This window comes from Flavobacterium dankookense (assembly GCF_004362665.1).
GTDB lineage: Bacteria > Bacteroidota > Bacteroidia > Flavobacteriales > Flavobacteriaceae > Flavobacterium > Flavobacterium dankookense.
The window spans coordinates 1-25,492 of the sequence record NZ_SNXR01000019.1 but is presented as its reverse complement, the minus strand read 5'-3'; the positions used below and the strand labels follow the sequence as shown (position 1 = coordinate 25,492).

At 32.3% G+C, this 25,492-nt stretch carries 21 protein-coding genes; 12 read left to right on the top strand and 9 right to left on the bottom strand.

The genetic code is table 11. The annotated features are described in order from the left end of the window. Positions 1-34 precede the first annotated feature (34 nt). A complete protein-coding gene (locus BC748_RS13645) occupies positions 35-736 on the top strand; it encodes a hypothetical protein (RefSeq protein ID WP_133534052.1) in 702 nt (233 codons plus the stop codon). Here the strand turns inward: BC748_RS13645 and BC748_RS13640 are convergent. From BC748_RS13640 to BC748_RS13620, 5 genes are read right to left on the bottom strand one after another with little or no spacing between them, the layout of a single operon-like run. Continuing rightward, entirely contained in the window at positions 729-1,523 is a 795-nt protein-coding gene (locus tag BC748_RS13640; protein WP_133534051.1) for a DUF3667 domain-containing protein, read from the bottom strand. The two genes, BC748_RS13645 and BC748_RS13640, sit on opposite strands and share 8 nt — an antisense overlap. Positions 1,524-1,544: 21 nt before the next feature. Continuing rightward, complete coding sequence (locus BC748_RS13635) at positions 1,545-3,374, bottom strand: ABC transporter ATP-binding protein (protein WP_133534050.1); 1,830 nt, start codon at positions 3,372-3,374, stop codon at positions 1,545-1,547. Beyond that, a complete protein-coding gene (locus BC748_RS13630) occupies positions 3,374-5,101 on the bottom strand; it encodes a phospho-sugar mutase (protein WP_133534049.1) in 1,728 nt (575 codons plus the stop codon). Before BC748_RS13630 ends, BC748_RS13635 begins: the two co-directional genes overlap by 1 nt. A 28-nt stretch (positions 5,102-5,129) precedes the next feature. Next, the gene (locus tag BC748_RS13625; protein WP_133534048.1) at positions 5,130-6,086 is read right to left on the bottom strand and encodes a glycosyltransferase family 2 protein; all 957 of its coding nucleotides are present in this window, start codon (positions 6,084-6,086) and stop codon (positions 5,130-5,132) included. Further along, positions 6,086-6,616 (bottom strand): DUF4199 domain-containing protein, encoded by a 531-nt coding sequence (locus BC748_RS13620; protein ID WP_133534047.1) that lies wholly within the window; start codon positions 6,614-6,616, stop codon positions 6,086-6,088. Before BC748_RS13620 ends, BC748_RS13625 begins: the two co-directional genes overlap by 1 nt. A gap of 226 nt (positions 6,617-6,842) precedes the next feature. On the opposite strand from BC748_RS13620, the gene BC748_RS13615 reads away from it, so the two are divergent. From BC748_RS13615 to mtaB, 4 genes are all read left to right on the top strand, one after another. Then, positions 6,843-7,094: a type B 50S ribosomal protein L31 gene (locus BC748_RS13615; RefSeq protein WP_133534046.1), complete on the top strand. Its 252-nt coding sequence runs from the start codon at positions 6,843-6,845 to the stop codon at positions 7,092-7,094. A gap of 138 nt (positions 7,095-7,232) precedes the next feature. Then, complete coding sequence (locus BC748_RS13610) at positions 7,233-8,408, top strand: GlmU family protein (protein WP_133534045.1); 1,176 nt, start codon at positions 7,233-7,235, stop codon at positions 8,406-8,408. 2 nt (positions 8,409-8,410) lie between these two features. Next, positions 8,411-8,728, top strand: coding sequence for a CbiQ family ECF transporter T component (locus tag BC748_RS13605; RefSeq protein ID WP_133534044.1), 318 nt, complete (start codon positions 8,411-8,413; stop codon positions 8,726-8,728). A gap of 91 nt (positions 8,729-8,819) precedes the next feature. After that, positions 8,820-10,157, top strand: coding sequence for a tRNA (N(6)-L-threonylcarbamoyladenosine(37)-C(2))-methylthiotransferase MtaB (gene mtaB / locus BC748_RS13600; protein WP_133534043.1), 1,338 nt, complete (start codon positions 8,820-8,822; stop codon positions 10,155-10,157). A gap of 43 nt (positions 10,158-10,200) precedes the next feature. Here mtaB and BC748_RS13595 read toward each other — a convergent pair whose 3' ends face one another. Further along, the gene (locus tag BC748_RS13595; RefSeq protein WP_133534042.1) at positions 10,201-10,578 is read right to left on the bottom strand and encodes a hypothetical protein; all 378 of its coding nucleotides are present in this window, start codon (positions 10,576-10,578) and stop codon (positions 10,201-10,203) included. Between the two features lie 45 nt (positions 10,579-10,623). Continuing rightward, entirely contained in the window at positions 10,624-10,908 is a 285-nt protein-coding gene (locus tag BC748_RS13590) for a GNAT family N-acetyltransferase (RefSeq protein ID WP_133534139.1), read from the bottom strand. A gap of 94 nt (positions 10,909-11,002) precedes the next feature. Between BC748_RS13590 and BC748_RS13585 the strand changes: the two genes are divergently transcribed. Beyond that, positions 11,003-11,665 carry an alpha/beta hydrolase gene (locus tag BC748_RS13585; protein WP_133534041.1) on the top strand — a complete coding sequence of 221 codons (663 nt, stop codon included), beginning with the start codon at positions 11,003-11,005 and terminating at the stop codon, positions 11,663-11,665. A gap of 54 nt (positions 11,666-11,719) precedes the next feature. Next, complete coding sequence (locus BC748_RS13580) at positions 11,720-12,613, top strand: lytic transglycosylase domain-containing protein (RefSeq protein WP_133534040.1); 894 nt, start codon at positions 11,720-11,722, stop codon at positions 12,611-12,613. Between the two features lie 103 nt (positions 12,614-12,716). Here BC748_RS13580 and BC748_RS13575 read toward each other — a convergent pair whose 3' ends face one another. After that, a complete protein-coding gene (locus BC748_RS13575; RefSeq protein ID WP_133534039.1) occupies positions 12,717-13,232 on the bottom strand; it encodes a DUF2892 domain-containing protein in 516 nt (171 codons plus the stop codon). Between the two features lie 152 nt (positions 13,233-13,384). On the opposite strand from BC748_RS13575, the gene rpmH reads away from it, so the two are divergent. From rpmH to BC748_RS13560, 3 genes are all read left to right on the top strand, one after another. Beyond that, complete coding sequence (gene rpmH / locus BC748_RS13570) at positions 13,385-13,546, top strand: 50S ribosomal protein L34 (RefSeq protein ID WP_008464848.1); 162 nt, start codon at positions 13,385-13,387, stop codon at positions 13,544-13,546. Between the two features lie 314 nt (positions 13,547-13,860). After that, positions 13,861-16,713, top strand: coding sequence for a carbamoyl-phosphate synthase large subunit (carB, locus tag BC748_RS13565; RefSeq protein ID WP_133534038.1), 2,853 nt, complete (start codon positions 13,861-13,863; stop codon positions 16,711-16,713). 115 nt (positions 16,714-16,828) lie between these two features. Beyond that, on the top strand, positions 16,829-19,237 hold the full coding sequence (locus BC748_RS13560) for a S9 family peptidase (RefSeq protein WP_133534037.1): 2,409 nt from the start codon (positions 16,829-16,831) through the stop codon (positions 19,235-19,237). A gap of 37 nt (positions 19,238-19,274) precedes the next feature. On the opposite strand, the gene BC748_RS13555 is transcribed toward BC748_RS13560, so the two are convergent. Further along, the gene (locus BC748_RS13555) at positions 19,275-20,201 is read right to left on the bottom strand and encodes an ABC transporter ATP-binding protein (protein WP_133534036.1); all 927 of its coding nucleotides are present in this window, start codon (positions 20,199-20,201) and stop codon (positions 19,275-19,277) included. Between the two features lie 154 nt (positions 20,202-20,355). Here BC748_RS13555 and BC748_RS13550 point away from each other — a divergent pair, with 154 nt between their 5' ends. After that, on the top strand, positions 20,356-22,194 hold the full coding sequence (locus BC748_RS13550) for a hypothetical protein (RefSeq protein WP_133534035.1): 1,839 nt from the start codon (positions 20,356-20,358) through the stop codon (positions 22,192-22,194). 452 nt (positions 22,195-22,646) lie between these two features. Next, positions 22,647-25,492: carbohydrate binding domain-containing protein (locus tag BC748_RS13545; RefSeq protein ID WP_211338564.1), on the top strand; the 2,846-nt coding region annotated here is incomplete at its 3' end.

Below are 25,492 nucleotides of genomic sequence, written 5' to 3'. Positions count from 1 at the left end.
ATTCGTTATTTTTGAATACCAATTCAATTTTGTTATGAAAAACATTTTTTTCTTTCTGATAGTAAGTCTGGCTTTTGTTTCTTGTAAAAAAGAAGAACAAGAAAAACCAAAAGTGATTTATGAATCAAAGTCGCAAGCAAAACCACAAATCGATACTACAAAGGTTGTTGTTGCGGATTTACCAGTTCACATGGAAGGAACGAATGTGTTGATTTTTCCTGTTGGCGATTTGAATTTCTTTAAAAAACAAGGTTATTCCAAAAGTGACAAAAATATTAGCTATACTATTTCAAATTATGGCGAATATGAAATTACTGGTTATTTAGATAATTTGAAATTTCAAGAAATTGGGAAAGACACTATTGTTTCATTAACAGATAAACCCGTTTTAATTCAATCGGCTACTTATTTAAAAAATCATGCTGATAAAACAAAACAACAATTAATGGTTTATGTATTGGAAGATTTAGATACTAATAAAGACGGAAAACTAAATGATGCTGACATTAAATCATTATACATAAGCTCAATTGACGGCAAAAACTTTACTAAACTAACTTCTGATTTTCAAGAACTAATTGATTGGAAATATATTGCTGTTAAAAACTCATTATACTTGAGAACCATTGAAGACACAAACAAAAATGGCGAATTCGACAAAGACGATACAACTCATTATCATTTAGTTGATTTATTGTCCAAAGAATGGAAAGCTACTGAGTTCAATCCTATTTGATAAAAAAACTTTTATCAATATATCCAAAATTAATCATTGCAACTAAAAGTACAGTTGCTAAAAGTAATATTACCACAAATACTGTAAACAATATTGCTCCAAAAAGTAGAAATCTTAAAATTATGCTTCCAAGATTTTTATTATTGTAATTATACAAATCAATGAACAACCAGATAGTCAATAAGTAAACTGGAAAACTCAATATAGAACTTACTATAAAGAAGTATTTAGAATCATTGAATAAATATAATATAGGAAAAGTTGCTATCCCAAAAAGCAATCTTTGACCACTTGCAAAACAATTTATTATTATATTTTCAATATAGTTATATCCCCATTTTTTGAAAGCTAACCACGAACAAAATGAAATAATCGGAAGAAAAGTTAGCTCAATTAAAGCGTAATGTGATGCAATCCAATCGAAAAATTTCACAGGATCAAAAGCGATCTTTTTGTCTGTTCCAGTGTTGGACATTTGCATTACTCTGCCCAAATTCAAATAATGCGTTAATAATCCATTCAAACCTGCAAGTACAAAAACCAATAAAATAGGTTTGTAATGTTGCACTCGTTTACCGTCGATGTAGTCGCTAACCGTTTTTCCTGGTCGAGTAAATAATTGTTTTGCAGTATATAGTAATCCTTTATTGATGTGTAAAAACGTGTATTGAATTTCTTCTTTAACAAAATGCCAATTCAAACGTACTGTATTGGTTTTTTGCCCGCAATTGGAACAATAATTTCCTTTATATACGTGATTACAATTTTTACAAAGTTCTTGGTGCATGATTAGAGAGTTTAGACAAATCTATTCAAAACTTTGCATAGAAACAAGTTTAGCATACATACCATTTTTAGCTAAAAGTTCGTCGTGATTTCCTTGTTCAACAATTTCTCCTTTTTGCATTACCACTATTACATCAGCTTTTTGAATAGTAGAAAGTCGGTGCGCAATGACTATTGAAGTTCGATTTTGCATCATATTTTCTAAAGCCACTTGAACAAATTTTTCACTTTCAGTATCCAATGCCGAAGTAGCTTCGTCTAAAATCATAATTGGTGGATTTTTCAAAACGGCTCGTGCAATAGAAAGTCGTTGCTTTTGTCCACCTGACAGTTTGTTTCCGCTATCGCCAATGTTGGTTTCTATTCCATTTGGTAAATCTTTAACGAATTCATAAGCATTAGCGATTTTTAAAGCATCGATAATTTCATCGTCGGTTGCGTCTAATTTTCCTAAGCGAATGTTGTCCTTAATCGTTCCATTAAACATGATACTGTCTTGCGTGACTAAACCTGTCAAAGCTCGCAACGATTTCATAGTTACGTCTTTTATATTCTGATTGTCAATCAAAATTTCTCCTTTATTTACATCATAAAATCGTGTCAACAAGTTAGCAATAGTACTTTTCCCTGAACCCGATTGACCAACTAAAGCAACGGTTTTTCCTTTTGGAATAACTAAAGAAAAATCCTTTAAAACAGATTCATCATTATAGGCAAAAGTGATATTTTTCAATTGAATTTCTTTGCCAAAATGTTTTAGTTCAGTAGCATCAATTTTATCAGTAATGGTATTTTCTACCTCTAAAACTTCAAAAACACGTTCGGCAGCAGCCAATCCATTTTTTACTTGATAAGAAGCTTTTGAAATGGCTTTCGCAGGAGTTAAAATATTGTAAGCCAATGCTATATATGAAATAAACAATGAGCCGTCTAAAGATTTTTCTACCAAAACTAAATTTCCACCGTAAAAAAGTAAAATGGAAATTACTATGATTCCAAGAAACTCAGACATTGGTGAAGCCAAATTATTTTTCTTCCCTATACTGTTAGTCAACTTATACAATCGATTTACTGAATCGTTGAAGGTTTTTGTAAAATAATTTTCTGCATTATAACTTTTCACCACCTTTAAACCCGATAATGATTCTTCAACAATAGAAATTAATTGACCATTTTCCTGTTGTGCTTTTGAGGATTTTCCTTTAAGCGATTTTCCTATTTTAGAAATTATAAAGCCCGAAATTGGAATGAAAATGAAAACAAAAAGTGTTAATTTCCAACTTATATTAATCATAGCAATTAGTGAGAATACAATCGTAAGCGGTTCTTTAACAATGAGTTCCAAAACCATGAAAAACGAATTTTGTACTTCGTTAATATCACCAAGCATTCTCGCCATGATGTCGCCTTTTCTCTTTTCTGAATAATAAGGAACAGGAAGTTCAATTATTTTTTTGAACATTTTTTCTCGTAAATCACGCAGAACACCCGTTTTTAATTTGGTTAAATGTTGCAATCCTAAATAGCCAAATACATTTTTGAATAAGAAGGTAATTACAACCAATGAAACCGTCAATAATAGCGCATAATTATCTCCATAAGTTTCAGAATAATAATTCACATAGTAAAAAAGTGTGTCATTTAGGTAAGAATCTATTGTTGTAATTCCTTCATAAACGGGTAATTCAGTAATTTTTTCTTCATTACCAAAAAGAACTTTTAACACTGGAAAAATCATAACCATTCCAATTGTTCCAAAAAGTGCGTATAATACATTATGAATAACATTCCAAGCAACGTTACTCTTATACTTTTTTGCAAAAGGAATAATTTTCTTTAAATTTTCATCCATTAGATCAAATTCATTCCAGCGATTATATTTTTAATTTTTTCATCCAATTCAGCTTCTACTGCTTTAGCATTTTCTACTGAATCTAAATTGGCATTTACACTAAAATAGAATTTTATTTTTGGTTCTGTTCCGCTTGGACGTGCACAAATTTTAGATCCATCTTCGAGGTAATAAATCAAAACATTCGACTTTGGAATGTTCAATGTTTCTATTTCGCCCGAAAACATATTTTTAGAAGTAGAATTGTCATAATCTTCAATACAAACCACACGTTGACCGTCAATTTCTGAAACTGGATTTTCACGTAAATCAATCATCATTTGATTAATTGTTGCCAATCCATCGATACCTTTTTTGGTTAATGAAATTAGGTATTCTTTGTAAAATCCATGATCAACATAAAGGTTCAGTAATTCTTGATATAATGTACTTCCAGCAGCTTTTGCTTGAGCGGCAATTTCGCAAACCAACAACGTTGCTCCAACGGCATCTTTATCACGAACCGCATCGCCAACCATAAATCCAAAGCTTTCTTCGCCACCGCCAATAAATTTCTGATTTGGAAAATCTTTAATCATTTTGGCAATCCATTTAAAACCGGTCAATCCCACTTTGCATTCTACACCATAAGCTGAAGCTAACTCTTGCATCATTGGTGTTGAAACGATTGTTGAGCCAATAAATTCAGTTCCAGTGATTTTTCCAGCGCGTTTCCATTGTTCCAGTAAAAAAGCCGTCATGATAACCATGGTTTGGTTTCCATTTAACAAAACCATTTTACCTTCAGTATTTCTAACCGCTACACCAAGTCTGTCCGAATCTGGATCGGTTCCAATAACAATATCAGCATTTGTTTTTTCTGCTAAAGCTAAAGCCATTGTCAACGCTTCTGGTTCCTCTGGATTTGGAGATTTTACAGTTGGAAAATTACCGTTTGGTTCGGCTTGTTCGGCAACAATATTTACATCAGTATAGCCAGCTTTTGCCAAAACGTTCGGAATCGACTTAATCGAAGTTCCGTGTAATGATGTATAAACTATTTTTAAATTTTCTTTAGCTGATGTTGGCGTGTTGAAACTACAATTTTGAACTGTAGAATTTTCAAATGCTGCATCAACTTCAATATCAACATATTCAATTAAATTTTCATTGGCTTCAAACTTAATTTCGTCATAATTCAACTCTTCAATTAGCTGAATAATTTCGCCATCTTGCGGTGGAACTAATTGTCCGCCATCTTGCCAATATACTTTGTATCCATTATATTCCGGAGGATTGTGTGAAGCAGTCAATACAATTCCTGCATGACAATTTAAATGTTTTACAGCAAATGATAATTCGGGAGTAGTTCGCATATCCGAAAATAAATACACATGAATTCCATTAGCCGAAAAAACATCTGCAACTACTTTTGCTAAAGTGTTAGAATTATGACGACAATCATAAGCAATAGCCACTTTTAGTTGTTCGCCAGGAAAAGATTTTATCATGTAATTCGATAAACCTTGTGTATTTTTTCCTAACGTATATTTGTTAATTCGGTTGGTTCCAACGCCCATAATTCCACGCATTCCGCCAGTTCCAAATTCTAAATTTTTATAAAAACTCTCTTCTAAATCTTTTGGAGATGAAGTCATCATTTCCTTGATTGCCTCTTGTGTTGCTTTGTCAAAATTTGGCGAAAGCCACTCGTTAACTTTATCTAATATGTTTTGTTCAATGTGCATTTTGAAATATTTTTTTGAAGATAACTTACTATAAATTTACTTTTTCAGAAACCTTATATCGTTCTTCATTACTTTTTGTTCTAAGAATAATTTCGCCTAAAAATCCAGCTAAAAACAATTGAGTTCCAATAATCATAGTTGTTAAAGCGATATAAAACAATGGATTTTGTGTTACCAAAATGGTCTCAAATCCAGAATATAATTTAATGAGTTTAACAACAATAATAAATCCTGTGGATAAAAATCCAATAATAAACATCAAAACGCCTGCTGCACCAAAAAGATGCATTGGACGTTTTCCGTAACGTGATAAAAACCAAATCGTTATTAAATCTAGAAAGCCATTTATAAAACGACTCATTCCAAATTTGGACTCGCCATATTTTCGAGCTTGATGAATAACAACCTTCTCTCCTATTTTTCCAAAACCAGCATTTTTTGCCAAAACTGGAATATAGCGATGCATTTCACCCGAAACTTCAATGTTCTTGATGACTACATTTTTATAAGCTTTCAATCCACAATTAAAATCATTCAAATAAACACCAGACGTTTTTCTTGCTGCCCAATTGAATAATTTAGAAGGAAGATTTTTAGTTACCGCATTATCATAACGTTTCTTTTTCCATCCTGAAACTAAATCAAAATTCTGATTCATTACCATGTTGTATAAATCAGGAATTTCATCAGGACTATCCTGTAAATCAGCATCCATTGTAATAATTACATCACCTTGCGCTTTTGCAAAACCAGCATGTAAGGCTTGCGATTTTCCATAATTTCGCAAAAACCGAATTCCTTTTACATTTGTATCTTCGTTTGAAAGTTTCTCAATTATTTGCCATGATTCGTCAGTACTTCCATCATCGATGAAAATAATTTCATAAGAATAATTATGAGTTGTCATCACTTTGACAATCCATTGGTGTAATTCGGGTAAAGATTCCTGTTCGTTAAGTAATGGAATTACTATTGATATATTCATTAATATTCTTCTCTAGTTTTTGATTTAAAAATTGCTGCTAAAATTAGTCCAAAAACTGTGGCACCAAGAAGAGCTTGAGCAATCCCTAAAAGTTGACCATTTATAGAAAATTGCGAGTTCTCTTTTAGTTTAGAAACAGTTTCTGCAATTTGATCACTTGGTGCATTGTATTTTTCTAACATTTCAACTTGAAATTCAATAAAATGTTCTGTTATTTTATCTCTTGCTTCTGTATCAAAAAAGTTTAAAAGAAATATATTAAAAGCAGTAGAAATTAGAATACCAATCAATGCAGAAAGAAAATAAGTAGTAAAACCTTCTTTAAAAGTTAAAACTCCAGCTCTTTCCTTTTTACTTTTTGACAATAAAACACAACCGATTACAATCCAAATTATTAACATCCCAAACAAAACCCACATGTTAACAAAAAGCTTTAAATCAACTAAATACATCAACGTGTATAAAGCAATTGATATTAAACCTGAAATAACTCCGAAGTTTATTGCATTTTTTTTCAATATTGCATCCATTTTACTTTTTTTTTAAATTAAACAACAAATATAGTAATTCCATTATTACTTAACAGTAAGTTCGATTTATTTAAAAAAAGTTACAGTTCGCTTTGAAGTTTGTAAAAAAGTTGTATTTTTGCACTCTCAAATTAAAAACAAGAGTATTAAAAGTTGTAGCTAGTTTATACCTTTCAAGAAGAAAGCATCAAAACAAACTACTTCAAAAACATAAAAAAGATTTATCATGAAAAAAGGAATTCACCCAGAAAATTACAGATTAGTTGCTTTTAAAGACATGTCGAACGAAGACGTTTTTATTACTAAATCAACAGTAGATACTAAAGAAACTATCACACACGAAGGTGTTGAATATCCAGTTTTCAAAATGGAGATTTCTAGAACTTCTCACCCATTTTACACAGGTAAATCTAAACTTATTGATACTGCAGGACGTATCGATAAATTCAAAACTAAATACGCTAAACATTCAAAATAATAGTTTCAGTGTTCAAATTTTTATTAAGACCATTCACGAAAGTGAGTGGTTTTTTTATTGATTAAATCTTTGTACTTTTGACTATAGTTAATGTTTTTTATAAACTTTTAAACTTCATAAACCTTATAAACTTTTAAAATGAACTACATACTCTTCGACGGAACCGTTAGAAACAAACTTTTACCCTTTACATTTACTCGACCAGTTGCAGAAATCCGAGTTGGAATTCTAACCATTCGTGAAAAATGGGAAAAATATTTGGGCTATACAACTACAACTTTAACCGAAGAATATCTTTCAGAAAAATACCCAATGGTAGAAATGGAAGACAATATTATGATTAACGCCTCTTTTTTACCAAATGATATTTTATCTGAAATGGTAAAAAATTTGGAGAAAAATCAAGCCATTTTCAAAGATGATGAAGTAATTGCTTTTTACACTAATGATACGCAAGAAGAAGTAGATTTTGATACGTATGAAATCATCGAATTCAATGAAGATTGCATCACAATTGAAAATACTTGGGATATTTTTGCCAAAAACGATATCGCACTTAGAGAAGATTTCGAATTGATTACTGATGGAAGACATTCACAACCTATTCCCAAAAGTGTAAATGTCATTTCTCCCGAAAACATCTTTATTGAAGAAGGCGCAAAACTAGAATTTGTAACTTTAAACGCTTCAACTGGACCAATTTACATCGGTAAAAATGCCGAAATTATGGAAGGTTCAGTCATTCGCGGACCATTTGCTTTATGCGAATCTGGAAGAGTGAAATTAGCATCTAAAGTTTATGGCGCAACGACCGTTGGACCACATTCTGTTATTGGTGGCGAAGTAAGTAATTCGGTACTTTTTGGTTATTCTAATAAAGGTCACGACGGATTTTTAGGTAATTCAGTTCTTGGAGAATGGTGTAATATTGGAGCAGACAGCAACAATTCAAATCTTAAAAATAATTACGAAGAAGTTAAGTTATGGAGTTATGAAACAGAAAACTTTGCCAAAACTGGATTGCAATTCTGCGGATTAATGATGGGTGATCACTCAAAATGCGGCATCAATACCATGTTCAATACAGGAACAGTTGTTGGTGTTTCAACAAATATTTTTGGAAGTGGTTTTCCTAGAAATTTTGTACCAAGTTTTTCATGGGGTGGAAGTTCTGGATTTACAACTTACTTAACCAACAAAGCTTTTCAAACAGCTAAAATCGTAATGGCAAGAAGAAATGTAGAATTTTCGGAAGAAGATGCTAAAATTTTAGAACACGTTTTTGAGGAAACTAAGAAATATAGAAAAGAATAGTTATGCTAGGATTTCTTTTTATTTACTTCATAGGAAAATATTTTTACGAATTAGCTAACCAGTTCAATAAAAACAAATGGCTTTTTGTGATATTAGGCATATTGTCCTATTACAGCGGAGCTTTTATAGGCGGAATAATATTAGGTTTAATTAGTTTAATTTTCGCAATCGAAATTGATTGGGATAATCAAATATTGATGAATGCTATTGCAATTCCTTTTGGATTTGGAATAACATACCTACTTTACTTTCTACTGAAGAGAAAATGGAATTCAGAAATAAAATTAGAAGATAGTATCGATGATATTGGAGCAAACTAACAAAACCAAAATTAGTTTAATTCTTTACAAAATTCTATCTAAATTTGCACTCTCAATTTTTTGACAACGATTTCATTAATTGAGTTTACTTATGGAAAATAAAAAGAAAGTCGCATTCTATACTTTGGGATGCAAATTGAACTTCTCAGAAACTTCTACTATTGCAAGAAATTTTCAAGACGAAGGTTTTGAACGAGTTGATTTTGAAGAAGTTGCCGATATGTACGTAATCAACACTTGCTCGGTAACCGAAAACGCCGATAAACAGTTCAAACAAATTGTAAAAAAAGCCATGAAACTCAACGACAAAGCATTCGTTGCTGCAGTTGGTTGTTATGCGCAATTAAAACCAGAAGAATTAGCCGCTGTTGATGGCGTTGATTTAGTTCTTGGTGCTACCGAAAAATTCAAAATCACTGATTATATTAACGATTTAACCAAAAATAATTTTGGCGAAGTACATTCTTGTGAAATTGAAGAAGCCGATTTCTACGTAGGAAGTTATTCTATTGGCGACAGAACTCGTGCTTTCTTAAAAGTGCAAGATGGTTGCGATTACAAATGTACGTATTGCACAATTCCGTTGGCAAGAGGAATTTCAAGAAGTGATGCTTTGGAAAATGTGCTAAAAAACGCTTACGAAATTTCACAGCAAGGTATAAAAGAAATTGTGCTAACTGGTGTAAATATAGGTGATTACGGAAAAGGAGAATTCGGAAATAAAAAACACGAACATACTTTTCTAGATTTAGTAAAAGCGTTGGATGAAGTAGAAGGAATTGAACGTTTGAGAATTTCGTCTATCGAACCTAATTTGTTGAAAAATGAAACTATAGAGTTTGTTTCAAAAAGCAGAACGTTTGTTCCTCATTTTCATATTCCATTACAATCGGGAAGTAATGAAATTTTGGGCAAAATGAAACGCCGTTACCAACGTGAAGTTTATGTTGATAGAGTGAATAAAATTCGAAAAGTAATGCCACATGCTTGTATTGGTGTTGACGTAATTGTTGGTTTTCCTGGCGAAACCGATGAACATTTCTTAGAAACATATAATTTCTTAAATGAGTTAGACATTTCCTATTTACACGTTTTTACGTATTCTGAAAGAGATAATACCGAAGCAGCAACCATGGAAAATGTGGTTCCGATGAACGTGCGTTCGAAAAGAAGTAAAATGCTTCGTGGGTTATCGGTTAAAAAACGTCGTGCTTTTTACGAAAGTCAAATTGGAACCAATCACACAGTGCTTTTTGAAAGTGAAAATAAAGAAGGTTACATTCACGGATTTACAGAAAATTACGTAAAAGTAAAAACACCTTGGAATCCTGAATTAGTGAATACTTTACATGAAATCAATTTGACTAGAATTGACGAAGATGGTGCTGTTCGAATGGAGTTCACTGAAATTATGAATTACGAATTATGAATTCCAAATTATCGTAATTCGTAATTTTTAATTCGTAATCAATTTAATACTTATAATGAAACCTAATTTTAGTAATCCTAAAAAACGTTTCATTATATTGTTCTATAAATTCAAATTTATTTCTTCCGTTTTGATTAAAAAGAATGATTTTTTCTGCAGAAATTTCATAATAAGTTCCGTTACCTTCCAGCATAAATTTTCCACCTAAATTACGATAAGCCGAACGGATTAATTCAAATTCCGATAAATTCCAAGTCGTTTGGTTAGCATCAAGATCGTCAATATCAACAAACAATCCTTGCATTATTTCGGTTTTACTGCCATAATATTTTTGAATTTCTTCAAAAAAATGAATGACATCAGAATTTAGATTTTCGGAACTCATTTGATAAAGATAGAAAATAAAAATTCCAAATTCCAAGCTTTGATAATTGGAATTTGGAATTTAACTCTAGTTTTTATTTAACTATATTTTTATTCCCGGAGGAAGTAAATCTCTATAAGTTGTATTTTTTCTAAAGAAAAGCGCAATTTTTGGGAGAATTGGAACTACTTTTAGCTTTCGTTGATAGGCGATTTCCATGATGTTTTTCAATAAATCATTAATAAACTCCTCATTATCAAAACCATCAAAAGTATTTATTCTTGTTAGAAATATTTTCTTTTCTTGAAATGAATATTCAACAGAAACCATGTTTCCATCGATGAAAGTTTCAAATTGACGCGCAAAAGTGTTGTCTTTAATTTCCATTTTTTCTGAAAATACTATTTCGTTCATCTACAAATAAAATAAAAGGATTAATTTTAGGCAAAATTACTAATTTTAAACGAGTTTACAGTTAAAAATGTCTAAAATTCATGTTTACTTCATGCCCGGAATGGCGGCGAGTTCAACAATATTTGAACGAATTCAATTGCCTGAAGACCAATTTGAAACCCATCTGTTAGAATGGTTTATCCCAGAGAAAAATCAATCGCTGACTTCGTATGCAAAAAAAATGGCTGAAAACATTCATCACGAAAACTGCATATTGATTGGTGTTTCCTTTGGAGGTATTTTGGTTCAAGAGATGAAACCCTTTGTCAAAGCAAAAAAAATAGTCATTATTTCGAGCGTAAAATCGAATGTAGAATTCCCAAAACGATTTAAAATCGCCAAAACTACCAAAGCTTATAAGTTGATGCCAACTAAATTATTCGAAAACATTGAGTTGCTAACCAAATTTTCCTTTGGTTCATCCATTGTAAAACAACGATTGGCTTTGTATGAAAAATTTCTAGCCGTTAGAGACAAACGCTATTTAGATTGGGCAATAGAACAAATCATCAATTGGGAACGAACCGAAATTGACAACGAGATTATTCACATTCACGGCGATGCTGATGAAGTTTTTCCACCAAAATATATTAATGATTTTATTCCCGTAAAAGGCGGAACGCACATCATGATTTTAAGCAAATACAAATGGTTGAATGAAAATTTACCTAAAATTTTGTTAGGAGATTAACAATTTTGGAGCGATTTTTGTAGCTTTACCATTATACGATTACAATTTTTTATTATGAAAAAGACAAATGCTTTAGTAACAACACTTAGTCTAGTTTTAATTTCCGGAATTTTCGTTTTTGGAATTTCAAGTGAAAAAAAAGAAAACTTGCTACACGAAGGAACAGCAATGTATTTTCCAACAAACATTGATTTTGCTGGAGAAACTGCACCTTTAACTATAGTTGACGTGAGAGAACGATTGGATAGAGAATTGCTAATCAATGCTAATCTTCATTCAACCACTACATTAATTCTAAAAAGAGCCAACCGAGCTTTTCCTGTAATTGAACCTATTTTAGCCAAATATGGTGTTCCAGATGATTTCAAATATTTAGCTGTAATCGAAAGTGGTTTGGTCAATGCAGTTTCTTCGGCTGGTGCGAGAGGAATTTGGCAGTTTATGCCAGACACAGCCAAAGAAAAAGGAATGGAAGTCAACGATTTTGTTGACGAACGCTATCATTTAGAAAAATCGACCGAAGCAGCTTGTAAATATTTACTAACTGCTAAAAATAAGTTTGGGTCATGGACAATGGCTGCAGCTTCCTATAATGGTGGAATGAATGGAGTAAATAAAAAAATTGAAGAACAACAAGTTACCAATTATTATGATTTAGCGTTAACCGAAGAAACTTCTCGCTATATTTTTAGGATTTTAGCCTTAAAAGAAATCATGAAAAATCCAGCAAAATACGGTTTCAATATTTATCCAACTGATTTATATAGACCAATTCCAACTAAAAAAATCGAAATTGACAGCGCTATTACAGATTTAGCCAGTTTTGCTAAAACACAAGGCATCAATTATAAAATCTTAAAAATTCACAATCCGTGGTTGCGCGACAAGAAATTAGTCAATCCAAGTAAAAAGAAATACGAAATCGAAATTCCAACGGAAGGTTATTAAACACAGATTTCACAAATTTTCACAGATAAAAAAAGAGCTTTAGAAATATCTAAAGCTCTTTTTTTATACTCAATTCTGAATACTATTCACTGAAAACTGAAAACTAGATTTTCTTCATCTGCTCTTTCATCATGCTAATCTGATCTTTCAACATACCTTGTTTGTCTAGCTTTTTAGCTTCGTTCAATAAAGTTGTCGCTTCCATTTTACGCCTTCTAGACATGGCAATTCCAGCTAAATTTAATTTTGCAACCGCCAAATCCATATCCATATTCAAACCTAACTCAATCGCTTTTCTAAAAAATTTCTCCGATTGATTTAAATTAGTTTGCGATAACATTAAACCATTTAAATAGTTATAATAACCTTGTTGTTTTCTAACCAAAGCTGTTTCAGGATTTTTAATCTTATCCAACCAATTTTTAGCTCCAGGAAAATCTTGCTTTCTCAACTTCAAGAACGCCAAAAGAATATATTCATTTTTAAAATAAAGAAAAACTGGAATCAAAGATAAAAGAATAAGGAAAATACCATTTCCGATATTACTTTCAGTAAATTGCCAAATAGCAGTTGCAAAGATTAGAACCGCTAAAACTATTTTAATATTTTTGTGAAACATGATTAAAAATTATTAGGTCGCAAAGGTAATAAAATCAATTAAAAATATTTTTAAAAAAGTACTTGCCAGAAAAAAAAAGGTTTGTATATTTGCACTCGGTTTTGAAAGAACCACTTATAAAGTTTAATATACGATTTTAAAGATAAATAGCAATGAGCAAAAGAACATTTCAACCATCGAAAAGAAAAAGAAGAAATAAACACGGATTTATGGACAGAATGGCTTCTGCAAATGGAAGAAAAGTCCTTGCTCGTCGTAGAGCTAAAGGAAGACATAAGCTAACAGTATCTTCTGAACCAAGACACAAAAAATAATGATTAGGAATTAATCAATATAAAGCCGTTACTTTTATTAGTAGCGGCTTTTTTTTAAAGTCATTGCGAGACACGAAGCAATCTCACGATATTGTTAATAATTTTTAGAAGCTATTTCCCGCTATCCGTTGCAATCTTTTTAATTTTAAAGAAAAAATTAAAAAGGATTTCCACTACTATCGGGGCTAAAAATAACAATAACAATTGCAATTGCTAAACACAATTTCAAAAAAACACACAACACACAACAAACCTTCTCAGAAGTCTAAATTTCTAAGAAGTCTAAAAGTCTAACTATCTAAGAAGTCTAAAAAATGCCAAAAGACAATTCAATCAAATCGGTTTTAATTATTGGTTCAGGTCCAATCGTTATTGGGCAAGCATGCGAATTTGACTACGCAGGTTCACAATCGGCACGTTCCATTCGCGAAGAAGGAATTGAAGTAATCCTTATCAATTCCAATCCAGCAACCATCATGACCGACCCAAGTATGGCCGATCATGTGTATTTATTACCATTAACAACCAAATCAATCATCCAAATTCTAAAAGAACATCCTCAAATCGATGCTGTTCTTCCAACAATGGGTGGACAAACTGCTTTAAATCTTTGTTTAGAAGCCGACGAAAAAGGAATTTGGGAAGATTTTAATGTTCGTATGATTGGTGTCGATGTAAATGCCATCAATATTACCGAAGACAGAGAGCAATTCAAACAATTATTAGAGAAAATCGGAATTCCAGCCGCGCCAGCCAAAACAGCAACTTCCTTCTTAAAAGGAAAAGAAATTGCTCAAGAATTTGGTTTTCCATTAGTAATACGTCCATCGTTTACACTTGGTGGAACTGGAGCAGCTTTTGTTCACAGTAAAGAAGAATTTGACGAAAAACTAACCTACGGTTTAGAAATGTCACCAATTCATGAAGTATTGATTGACAAAGCTTTGTTGGGTTGGAAAGAATACGAATTAGAACTTTTACGTGATAAAAACGACAACGTAGTAATCATCTGTTCTATAGAAAATATGGATCCAATGGGAATTCATACAGGAGATTCAATTACGGTTGCGCCAGCAATGACTTTATCGGATACAACGTTTCAAAAGATGCGCGACATGGCCATTTTGATGATGCGTTCAATCGGAAATTTTGCTGGAGGTTGTAACGTACAATTCGCCGTTTCACCAGATGAAAAAGAAGATATTGTGGCCATCGAAATCAATCCGAGAGTTTCTCGTTCTTCTGCTTTAGCATCAAAAGCTACAGGTTATCCAATTGCAAAAATTGCTTCGAAACTAGCTTTGGGTTATCATTTAGATGAACTTCAAAATCAAATTACTAAATCAACTTCAGCGTTATTCGAACCAACTTTAGATTACGTAATCGTAAAAATACCAAGATGGAATTTCGACAAATTTGAAGGTGCCGATAGAACGTTAGGACTTCAAATGAAATCGGTTGGAGAAGTTATGGGAATTGGTCGTTCGTTTCAAGAAGCGCTTCATAAAGCTACACAATCACTTGAAATCAAGAGAAATGGTCTTGGAGCAGATGGAAAAGGTTATAAAAACTACGAACAAATTATTGAAAAACTAACTTACGCAAGTTGGGATAGAGTTTTTGTAATTTACGATGCCATTGCAATGGGAATTCCGTTGAGTAGAATTCATGAAATTACTAAAATCGATATGTGGTTTTTGAAACAATACGAAGAATTATATTTGTTGGAGAGAGAAATCACAAACTACAAAATAGATACTTTGCCAAAAGAATTATTACTTGAAGCAAAGCAAAAAGGTTACGGCGACAGACAAATTGCGCACATGTTGAGCTGTTTGGAAAGTCAGGTTTATAAATTGCGTGATGAAATGAACATCAAGCGTGTTTATAAATTGGTGGATACTTGTGCTGCCGAATTTAAAGCAAAAACTCCTTATTACTATTCGACTTTTGAGGCAGAAATTCAAACAGCAAATGGCGAAAGATACGTTCATAACGAAAGTATTGTAACCGATAGAAAGAAAGTTGTAGTTTTAGGTTCTGGACCAAATAGAATTGGGCAAGGTATTGAATTTGACTACTCTTGTGTTCACGGAGTTTTGGCGGCTAAAGAATGTGGTTACGAAACAATTATGATAAACTGTAATCCAGAAACGGTTTCTACTGATTTTGATACGGCTGATAAGTTGTATTTCGAACCAGTTTTTTGGGAACACATTTACGACATCATTCGTCATGAAAAACCAGAAGGCGTAATCGTGCAATTGGGTGGACAAACCGCTTTGAAGCTAGCAGAAAAATTATCTAAATACGGAATTAAAATTCTTGGTACTTCGTTCGACGCTTTAGATTTAGCCGAAGACAGAGGACGTTTTTCAGAATTATTAACTGAATTAAATATTCCGTTTCCAAAATTCGGAATTGCGGAAAGTGCTGACGAAGCTTCTAAATTAGCTGATAGTTTAGACTTTCCATTGTTGGTTCGTCCATCGTATGTTTTAGGTGGACAAGGAATGAAAATTGTCATCAACAAACAAGAATTAGAAGAACATGTAATTGATTTATTGAAATCGATTCCAGGAAATAAATTATTGCTTGACCATTATTTAGATGGCGCAATTGAAGCAGAAGCTGATGCGATTTGCGATGGAGAAAATGTGTACATCATAGGAATTATGGAACACATCGAACCTTGCGGAATCCACTCAGGTGATTCCAACGCGACTTTGCCACCGTTTAATTTAGGTGAATTTGTAATGCAACAAATAAAAGACCATACTAAGAAAATCGCTTTGGCATTACGAACAGTTGGTTTGATAAACATCCAATTTGCTATAAAAGATGATACGGTTTACATTATTGAAGCCAATCCAAGAGCATCAAGAACGGTTCCGTTTATAGCAAAAGCTTATGGCGAACCTTATGTAAATTATGCGACCAAAGTAATGCTTGGTGAAAACAAAGTAACCGATTTTACCTTCAATCCGCAGTTGAAAGGTTATGCGATTAAGCAACCGGTTTTCTCTTTCAGTAAATTTAAAGATGTAAATAAAGCACTCGGTCCGGAAATGAAATCTACCGGAGAAAGTATTTTGTTTATTGATGATTTAAAAGACGATCAGTTCTACGAGTTGTACAGCAGACGAAAAATGTATTTGAGTAAATAATTAAAATCTCCCAAGTTGAATCTTGGGAGTTTTTATTTTATAAAAAAAATTAAATTAAGAATTTAACTGTAACAATACTTCAAAAATAAATACCAATATTTTAAAATATACTAATATGAAATCAAAACTATTTCTATTGTTAAGTTTTTTGAGTTTTTCTATTTATGCTCAAGAAAATGTAACATTTCAAAAACCATCTTCAGAAATATTGGCTTTAGCCGATTATGAAAGAACACCTGGCGTGAACATGGATTCCAAAAAAGAATACATGTTGTTGAGTTATCGAAGTACGTATAAAACATTAGACGATTTAAATCAAGAGGAAATGCGACTTGGAGGATTGCGAATTAATCCAATCACTAATATATCTAGTACTGTCACTTATATCAATAATTTGAAATTAAGAAAAGTAGCCGATAAAGTAGAAACACAGGTTAGTGGTTTGCCACAAAATCCTAAAATTACCAATATAAGCTGGTCACAAAATGAAAAGAAAATTGCTTTTACTAATACAACTGCAACAGGAGTTGAATTATGGGTAATTGATGTTGCTTCAGCTTCAGCAAAAAAAATAACGGATGACAATTTGAATGCTAACCTTGGCAATCCATTCAATTGGATGAAAGACAACGAAACGTTATTGGTGAAAATGTTACCAAAAAACCGACCAGCACTGATTGATAGCAAAAAAGATTTACCAAAAGGTCCAACTGTTTCTAATAGTGATGGTTCAAAATCACAAAACAGAACGTATCAAGATTTATTAAAAAATAAAACAGACGAAGCTAACTTTGATGCACTTGTAACTTCCGAATTATACAAAGTTTCCCTTTCCGGAAAAACGGAATTATTCAAAACTGCAGCAATTTATGCTGGTGAAAGTTTTTCGCCAGATGGTAATTATTTAATGGTAACAACAATTCAGAAACCGTATTCCTATATTGTTCCGTTGAGCCGTTTTCCACAAAAATCTGTAGTCTATGATTTGACTGGAAAAGAAATCAAAGTAGTTAATGAAGTTCCTTTAAATGAAGTAATTCCAAAAGGATTTTCATCGGTTAGAAAAGGAAAAAGAAGTATGAGTTGGCGTACTGACAAAACTTCTACTCTTTCGTATGTAGTTGCACTAGATGAAGGTGACCAAGCCAATAAAGTAGATTTTAGAGATGAAATTTTTGGTTGGGATGCACCATTCTCTTCAGAGCCAAAATCAATTTTAAAAACACAACAACGTTATGCTGGAATAATTTGGGGTAATGAAAACATCGCCATAGCTTATGATGATTGGTATGACACCAGAAATCAAAAAACCTATTTGTTCAATCCTTCCAATGCAAGTCAAGCACCAAAAATAATTTCGGATAGAAACTCACAAGATATTTATTCTGATCCTGGAAATTTTGAAACCAAAAGAAATCAATATAATAAATATGTACTTGCAATAGAAAATGACAACACTTACCTAATTGGTGATGGATATACAAAAGAGGGTCAATTTCCTTTTGTTGATGAATTTAATTTAAAAACGTTGAAATCAAAACGTCTTTACACCTCAAAAATGAAAGATAAAAAGGAAGATTTACTTTCGATAGAAGACTTTAAAAAAGGTGATGCATTGGTACAAATTCAATCAAAAAATGATTTTCCAAATTATTATTTCAGAAATATAAAATCAGGGAAATTAACACCAATTACTTCTTTCAAAAACCCTTTTGAAAGTATAAAAAATGTGTATAAAGAAGTAATTAAATACAAAAGAAAAGATGGTGTTGAATTATCAGGAACATTGTATCTTCCTGCTAGTTATGATAGAACTAAAAAAACTGAAAAATTACCATTATTAATTTGGGCTTATCCAGAAGAATTTAAAGATAAAAATAGCGCTGGACAAAGTAATAAAAATCCAAATGAATTTACATTCCCAAATTATGGATCATTCGTTTATTGGGTAACCAAAGGTTATGCTGTTTTAGACGATGCTTCGTTTCCAATTATTGGAGAAGGAACAACAGAACCAAACGATACATTTATGCCGCAACTTATTGGAAATGCAGAAGCTGCAATTGATGCTGTAGATAATTTAGGTTATATCAATAGAAAAAAAGTAGCGATTGGTGGACATTCGTATGGTGCTTTCATGACTGCTAATTTGTTGACGCATTCCAATCTTTTCGCTTGTGGAATAGCAAGAAGTGGCGCTTACAACAGAACGTTAACACCATTTGGATTTCAAAGTGAACAACGAAATTATTGGGATGTTCCAGAAATTTACAATGGAATGTCTCCTTTTATGAATGCAGATAAAATGAAAACACCAATGCTATTGGTTCATGGTGATGCTGATAATAATCCTGGAACATTCACCTTGCAGTCAGAACGCTATTTTCAAGCATTGAAAAACCTTGGTGCACCAGTTAGATTGGTTTTATTGCCAAAAGAAAGTCATGGATATGCTGCTAAAGATAATATCTTACACTTACTTTGGGAACAAGATCAATTTTTAGAAAAATATTTAAAAAACTAATTATATAAATCGAAAAAGAGCTTCAAAATCAATGGTTTTAAAGCTCTTTTCTCTTTAAGAATATTTCAGAGTTGATTTGTAAATCATTTTCATTTATAAAAAAGAGGATTTGATTTTCAAATTTAGCTTCTACCAAATAATGACTTCCACGAAAATAACAATTCAAAACCGTGATTTTTAAATTTGACTTCTCAACAATTTGTAATTGATGTGGAAAAAACAATTCTTTTTTTCCGTTAATTGTTATTTCATTCACATCATCAAAAAGCGAGGCAACATAGCTGTTTTTAGGGAAATTATAAATTAATTTTGGGTTTCCTTTTTCAATAATTTCTCCATCTTTCATGACAATAACTTCATCAGCATAAGATAAAACATCCGTTGCGTCATGAGTTGCAATAATTGTGGTGATTTGCTTTTCTTTAAGGTAAGAAAATAATTTTCTTCGCAAACTATTTTTTCTAAAATTATCAATATGACTGAAAGGTTCATCAAGCAATAAAATTTCAGGTTCTAAAGCCAAAACTCTAGCAATAGCAACTCTTTGCATCTGTCCACCGCTAAGAAATTGTGCTTTAGTATTCGCAAATTCAGTCATTTCAACAATTTCCAAAAGTTCAGAAATTCGTTCATTCTTCTTTTCTTTATAAATGTTAGAGAGATATTTCCCAACATTTTCTGCAACCGTTATAAATGGCATTAAATCAAAATCTTGCGCCAAATATTTCATATAATCCATGCCTGGTATAAGATTGTATTTTGGTCCTAAAACTTTGTTTTCTTTCCAAAAAATCTGACCATCATTTAAATCATACAAACCATAAATAAGTTTAAGTAACGTACTTTTTCCACAACCGCTTTCGCCTATAATAGAAAGAGTTTTCCCTTTTTTAAGAGCAATAGAAATTGATGTAAGCGTTGGTTTATCTTTATAGGAAAACGAAATATTTTGTATACTAAGCATTGTCAAAAATAATAAATAAAGTTCGATATATCTTGTAGAACAAAGAAACCTTAACTGTAAAAAAAGTTCGACTTTAATTTGACTTATTTCTACTTTAAACTTGGGAATTTAAAATTAATTTTGCAAAAAAATATTATATTCTTTACACAAAGCTATGAAATTGAAAATCTGCTATTTACTGTTACTTTTCATTTTTACTTCGAAAACCATTGCACAAGTTGGTATTGCCACAACTGATCCAAAAGCGCAATTAGATATTCGCTCAAGCAATCAATCAACACCAACAAATACTGATGGAATTCTTATACCAAAAGTCGATGCTTTTCCAACAATAAATCCGACAGTTAATCAAGATGGAATGCTAATATATCTAAGAGTTGCAGCAAGTTTTTCAAGTGTTTTGAGACAACCTGGATTTTATTATTGGCAAAACTCATCGTCTAGTTGGATTGGTTTTCAAAGTAATACAACTAGTGATTGGAGTTTGACAGGTAACTCAGGCACAAATCCATCGACAAATTTTCTAGGAACGACAGATAATATAAACATTGTTTTCAAAAGAAATAATAGAAGAGCAGCTTTTATAGGAGATGGAACATTTGATTTAACAACTTTTAACTATAATAATGGAAATACATCATTTGGAGACAATTCACTTGTAAACCCAACAGTTAATTTTAGTGCTCAAACAGGAGTGAGAAATTCTGCTTTTGGAACTAATGCTTTGCCTAAATTAACATCAGGAAGAAGAAATGTAGCTTTAGGAGATTCTTCCTTATATGAAAACACTACTGGAAGTGAGAACACAGCTGTTGGAGTTGGCGCTTTATATTCAAATACCATTTCTAGTGGAAATACAGCAATTGGTAGAAATGCACTTACAACTTTTAATGGAACAAGTACCGCTAATATTGGAAATACAGCTATAGGCTTTGCTTCATTGCGAAAAACTACAACAGGTATAAGAAATTCTAGTATTGGTTATAATTCAATGTTAGAAAATTTAACTGGGGAAAATAATGTTGCAATAGGTTTTGAGTCGCTAAAAAACAGTGTTGGAAATGGGAATGTTGGAATTGGGTATCAATCAGGTTTGTCAGAAACGGGAAGTAATAAATTATACATTGAAAATTCTAATGCAAATGCAAACGCAGCATTAATTTATGGTGAGTTTGACAATAATATTGTTAGAATCAACGGAACATTGCAAATTAGTAATCCTTCATCATCGCCAGGATATGCTTTACCAAATGTTAGAGGTTCAGCTAATCAAGTGCTTCGAACAGATGGTGCTGGCGCGACTATATGGACAAACGTTTCTACATTAGAAACAGATCCTGAAGTTTCGTCAACTGTCAATAATTCAGTACCTAAATGGAATGGCACAACACTAGTTGATGGTATTATTAGTGATAATGGGGTAAATGTGGGTATTGGGACAACTCCAAGTGTTGGTAATAAATTAGATGTAGCAGGAAATACAAAAACTACCAATTTTCAGATGACAACTGGTGCTAATTCTAATTATATTTTACAAAGTGATGCTGTTGGAAATGCTTCTTGGGTTCAAAATCCAATTAATACTTTATCCGTTGTTAGAGTAAATATTTCAACTCCTCAAATTTTGGCTACAAGTGGTTGGCAAAAAGTAACTTTTGATAGCGAATTGTTTGATACCAATAATGAATTTAATAGTACAACAAATCGATTTGTAGCTACAAAAGCTGGATATTACAGAATAAATGCGTCGATACATACTAATGATCAAAGCAATAATCAGCTATATTCTGTTGGAATTAGAGTTAACGGAAGTTTTTACCAACAAACTACTGCAAATCATTTTGGAAAAGGTCCAGTTGATAGAAATGTAAATTGTATTGTTAATCTTTCAATAAATGACTATGTAGAGGTATTTGTAGAAAATTGGCAAATAGGAGTTAATATTGACAACTTTGTCGGAAAAACTGTCTTTGAAATTGAACAGATAAAATAGTAGCTAAAAAAATTTTTTTTAATCAAATAAAAAAACCTTCGTAGAAATATGAAGGTTTTTTTGTTTTAGATATTTTCCTGTAATTCTAGATTTGACATTTATTAAAAACATAAAAATTTAAACCTATAATTATGTTATTACTATTTTTTAAGTCAAATAATTACGATATTAATTTTATTTTCTACTCAAAAATTCTGTTTTAAGCATCGTTTTACCATTACATTAACTCAACATTTTACTATTTACGATATACTAAAAAGACATATCATACAATGTAATGCTCTGTTTATCATAATAAAACAAAGGATTTCTAAGATTTTAGATATTTTAAAAAAATGTATAGTTTTTATACACCTACTAAAAAAGCAAATAAGCAACACACTATATAAATTTGATAGTCCAATAATCAAACAAATATTAAAAAACCAACAACTCATGAAAATCAAACAATTATGAAAAAAATTTTATTATTATTAGTCTTTTTGACTACATCATTGGGACAATCCCAAAACTTACTCACCAACGGTGATTTTGAAAATGGAAATACCGGTTGGGTATTTGGTTCTCCAGGAGTAGTTTCTTCAGGAGAAGCTTTTTATTCTACAGCAAATGCTGGAGGAGATCCATGGGGTACAGAACTAAAACAGACAAATTTGTCTTTTATAAATGGCTCTTCTTACACACTATCGTTCAGAGCACGTGCAGCAGCAAACAGAACTATGTCTGTAAATATTCAAAACACAAATATTTGGAATGATCAGTTTAGAAACAATGCCGTTGCTCTAACAACTACAATGACATCTTACAGTTATACTTTTAATGCAACATCAACAAACAACAATGCCCAACTTAATTTCCACATGGCAAATATGGGAGTCAATACAACAGAGGCTATTTATATTGATGATGTAGTGCTTGTTTTAAATGGTGGCGGTGGACCAACACCACCATCACAACCTGTTGGGCTTGTTGTAAATAGTCCAACTTCTTCAAGCGTATTTTTTGCTTGCGGTCCAAACAATGCAGGTAGTGAAAATATAGTTTACAGATTATTTTATTCACCTACAGCAACTGCTCCAGCAAATCCAACAACAGCTACAGAATATATTTTTGGCAGTACACCAGGTGATGGAAATGGAGTTAGTGCATTTGGATTTGTTTTAAGTGGATTAAATTCAGGAACACCTTATACTTTTTGGTTGTATCAATACGATAGTACTACAGCTTTATTTTCTCCTCCAACCGCTGTAACAGCAACAACTACATCAGCAGGAAGTGTACCACAACCTGTAGGTTTTGTTTCAAATTCCCCACAATCAACATCTATTTTTTTAGCGGTTGGTCCAAATAATTTAGGTGGAACTATTGTTTATAGATTGTTTTATTCACCAACAGCTACAGCACCTGCCAATCCTTTAACAGCGACACAGCATACTTTTGGAAGTATTGCTGGAGATGGAGGCGGTACTAGTGCATTTGGATTTAGATTAACAGGTTTAAGTTCATCAACACCTTATACTTTCTGGTTGTATCAGTATAATACTGCAACTGCAATTTATTCTCTACCTGCTACTTCTTTTGGTACTACATCAGCAGCTCCTGTTGTTTTGGTGCCTCCAACAACTAACGCACCAGTACCAACACGTAATGCTGCGAATGTAGTTTCAGTTTTTAGTAATACTTACTCAAATATTGCAACAAATTATAATCCAAATTGGGGACAATCAGGTTTTGGCGTTTTAAATCAAGCGTTTGAGGCTGTTCCTGGTTCGGGTAATACTATTTTACATTATGCTAATTTTAATTATCAAGGAACTGAGGTTACTGCAACTAATTTGTCTTCTATGGAATTTTTACATGTTGATCTTTGGACACAAGCTTCAACATCTACTGCAATAATCAAAGTGAGTCCTATTAATTCAGGTACTGGTCCTAATGAAGTTCAAGTGACTATTAATCATACTCCAGGGCAATGGACAAGTATAGATATTCCTAAAAGTGCTTTTGGTGGTCAAACATGGGATAATGTATTTCAAATGATATTTGCAGCAAATGGTCCTGGTAGTACAACACCAATTGACATCTATGTAGATAATGTTTATTTCTGGAATAATCCTGGAGTTAACACAGATGCCACTTTAAGTGATTTACAAGTCGATTCTGCAACTGTTAGCGGATTTAGTTCTTCTCAATTTTCTTACACATATGAAATACCTTTTGGTACTACTGAAATTCCTCAAATTACTTCTGCCACACCAAATGCTGGTACTTCAACAACACAGATTACTCAAGCAAGTGCTTTACCAGGTAGTGCTACTGTTGTAGTTTCATCAGAAGATCCTTCAGTTCAATTAACTTATACTGTAAATTTTTCATTTCCAGCACCACCAGCACAACCCGTTGGTTTTGTTGCAATGAACCCAACAACAACAACTGCATTTTTAGCATGTGGTCCAAACAATGTCGATGGAAATATAGTTTATAGATTATTTTACTCTCCAACGGCATCTGCTCCAATGAACCCAACTACAGCGACAGAATATGTTTTTGGAACAACTGCAGGAGATGGAGCTGGAGCTAGTCCATTTGGATTTAATCTTTCAGGACTTACTCCAAGTACAAACTATACATTCTGGTTATATCAATTTAACATTGCAACAAATCAATTCTCTGCTCCAGGTTCTGCTCTATTAACTACTTTATGTTTACCAGTAAATTGGTATAATGATGTTGATGGTGATGGATATGGAGTTGATTCAACAGTAGTTACTTCTTGTAATGCTCCTAGTGCAACATATGTATTAGTTGGTGGCGATTGTGATGATTCAAACCCAGGTGCAAACCCAGGATTGGCTGAAGTAGCTTACGATGGTATTGACAATGATTGTGATGGTACTTTAGATAATGGATTTGCTCCATTTACATCAACTATGTTAAATTGTGGAACTACATTATCAAATATTGGTTCTGTTATTTCATGTGTTGGAACAGCAAATGCTGTTGAATATCAATTTGAGATTACTGGACCAAATGGTGTTCAGACTATCAATAGAAATGTTCAGTACTTTAGTTTAACACAATTGGCAAACTATCAATATGCTACTACTTATTCAGTTAGAGTAATGTTGAGAAGAGCAGGACAAACGAACTTTGTAGATTATTATGGACCAGCATGTTCTTATTCTACACCGCCAGTTACTTCACCAGTTGGAGGAGTTGGTTCAACACAGTTACAGTCTTACTGTGGAGAAACATTGCCAACGTTAGCAACTTTAATTGCTACAACTAGTTTACCAGG

Bases quoted from the DNA above. Each gene is read 5' to 3' on its own strand.
- rpmH (WP_008464848.1), top strand. From the start codon at position 13,385: ATGAGCAAAAGAACATTTCAACCATCGAAAAGAAAAAGAAGAAATAAA.
- BC748_RS13550 (WP_133534035.1), top strand. From the start codon at position 20,356: ATGAAATTGAAAATCTGCTATTTACTGTTACTTTTCATTTTTACTTCG.
- BC748_RS13615 (WP_133534046.1), top strand. From the start codon at position 6,843: ATGAAAAAAGGAATTCACCCAGAAAATTACAGATTAGTTGCTTTTAAA.
- BC748_RS13555 (WP_133534036.1), bottom strand. From the start codon at position 20,201: ATGCTTAGTATACAAAATATTTCGTTTTCCTATAAAGATAAACCAACG.
- BC748_RS13610 (WP_133534045.1), top strand. From the start codon at position 7,233: ATGAACTACATACTCTTCGACGGAACCGTTAGAAACAAACTTTTACCC.
- BC748_RS13560 (WP_133534037.1), top strand. From the start codon at position 16,829: ATGAAATCAAAACTATTTCTATTGTTAAGTTTTTTGAGTTTTTCTATT.
- BC748_RS13630 (WP_133534049.1), bottom strand. From the start codon at position 5,101: ATGCACATTGAACAAAACATATTAGATAAAGTTAACGAGTGGCTTTCG.
- BC748_RS13605 (WP_133534044.1), top strand. From the start codon at position 8,411: ATGCTAGGATTTCTTTTTATTTACTTCATAGGAAAATATTTTTACGAA.
- mtaB (WP_133534043.1), top strand. From the start codon at position 8,820: ATGGAAAATAAAAAGAAAGTCGCATTCTATACTTTGGGATGCAAATTG.
- BC748_RS13645 (WP_133534052.1), top strand. From the start codon at position 35: ATGAAAAACATTTTTTTCTTTCTGATAGTAAGTCTGGCTTTTGTTTCT.
- carB (WP_133534038.1), top strand. From the start codon at position 13,861: ATGCCAAAAGACAATTCAATCAAATCGGTTTTAATTATTGGTTCAGGT.
- BC748_RS13625 (WP_133534048.1), bottom strand. From the start codon at position 6,086: ATGAATATATCAATAGTAATTCCATTACTTAACGAACAGGAATCTTTA.
- BC748_RS13585 (WP_133534041.1), top strand. From the start codon at position 11,003: ATGTCTAAAATTCATGTTTACTTCATGCCCGGAATGGCGGCGAGTTCA.
- BC748_RS13580 (WP_133534040.1), top strand. From the start codon at position 11,720: ATGAAAAAGACAAATGCTTTAGTAACAACACTTAGTCTAGTTTTAATT.
- BC748_RS13635 (WP_133534050.1), bottom strand. From the start codon at position 3,374: ATGGATGAAAATTTAAAGAAAATTATTCCTTTTGCAAAAAAGTATAAG.
- BC748_RS13575 (WP_133534039.1), bottom strand. From the start codon at position 13,232: ATGTTTCACAAAAATATTAAAATAGTTTTAGCGGTTCTAATCTTTGCA.
- BC748_RS13590 (WP_133534139.1), bottom strand. From the start codon at position 10,908: ATGGAAATTAAAGACAACACTTTTGCGCGTCAATTTGAAACTTTCATC.
- BC748_RS13620 (WP_133534047.1), bottom strand. From the start codon at position 6,616: ATGGATGCAATATTGAAAAAAAATGCAATAAACTTCGGAGTTATTTCA.
- BC748_RS13640 (WP_133534051.1), bottom strand. From the start codon at position 1,523: ATGCACCAAGAACTTTGTAAAAATTGTAATCACGTATATAAAGGAAAT.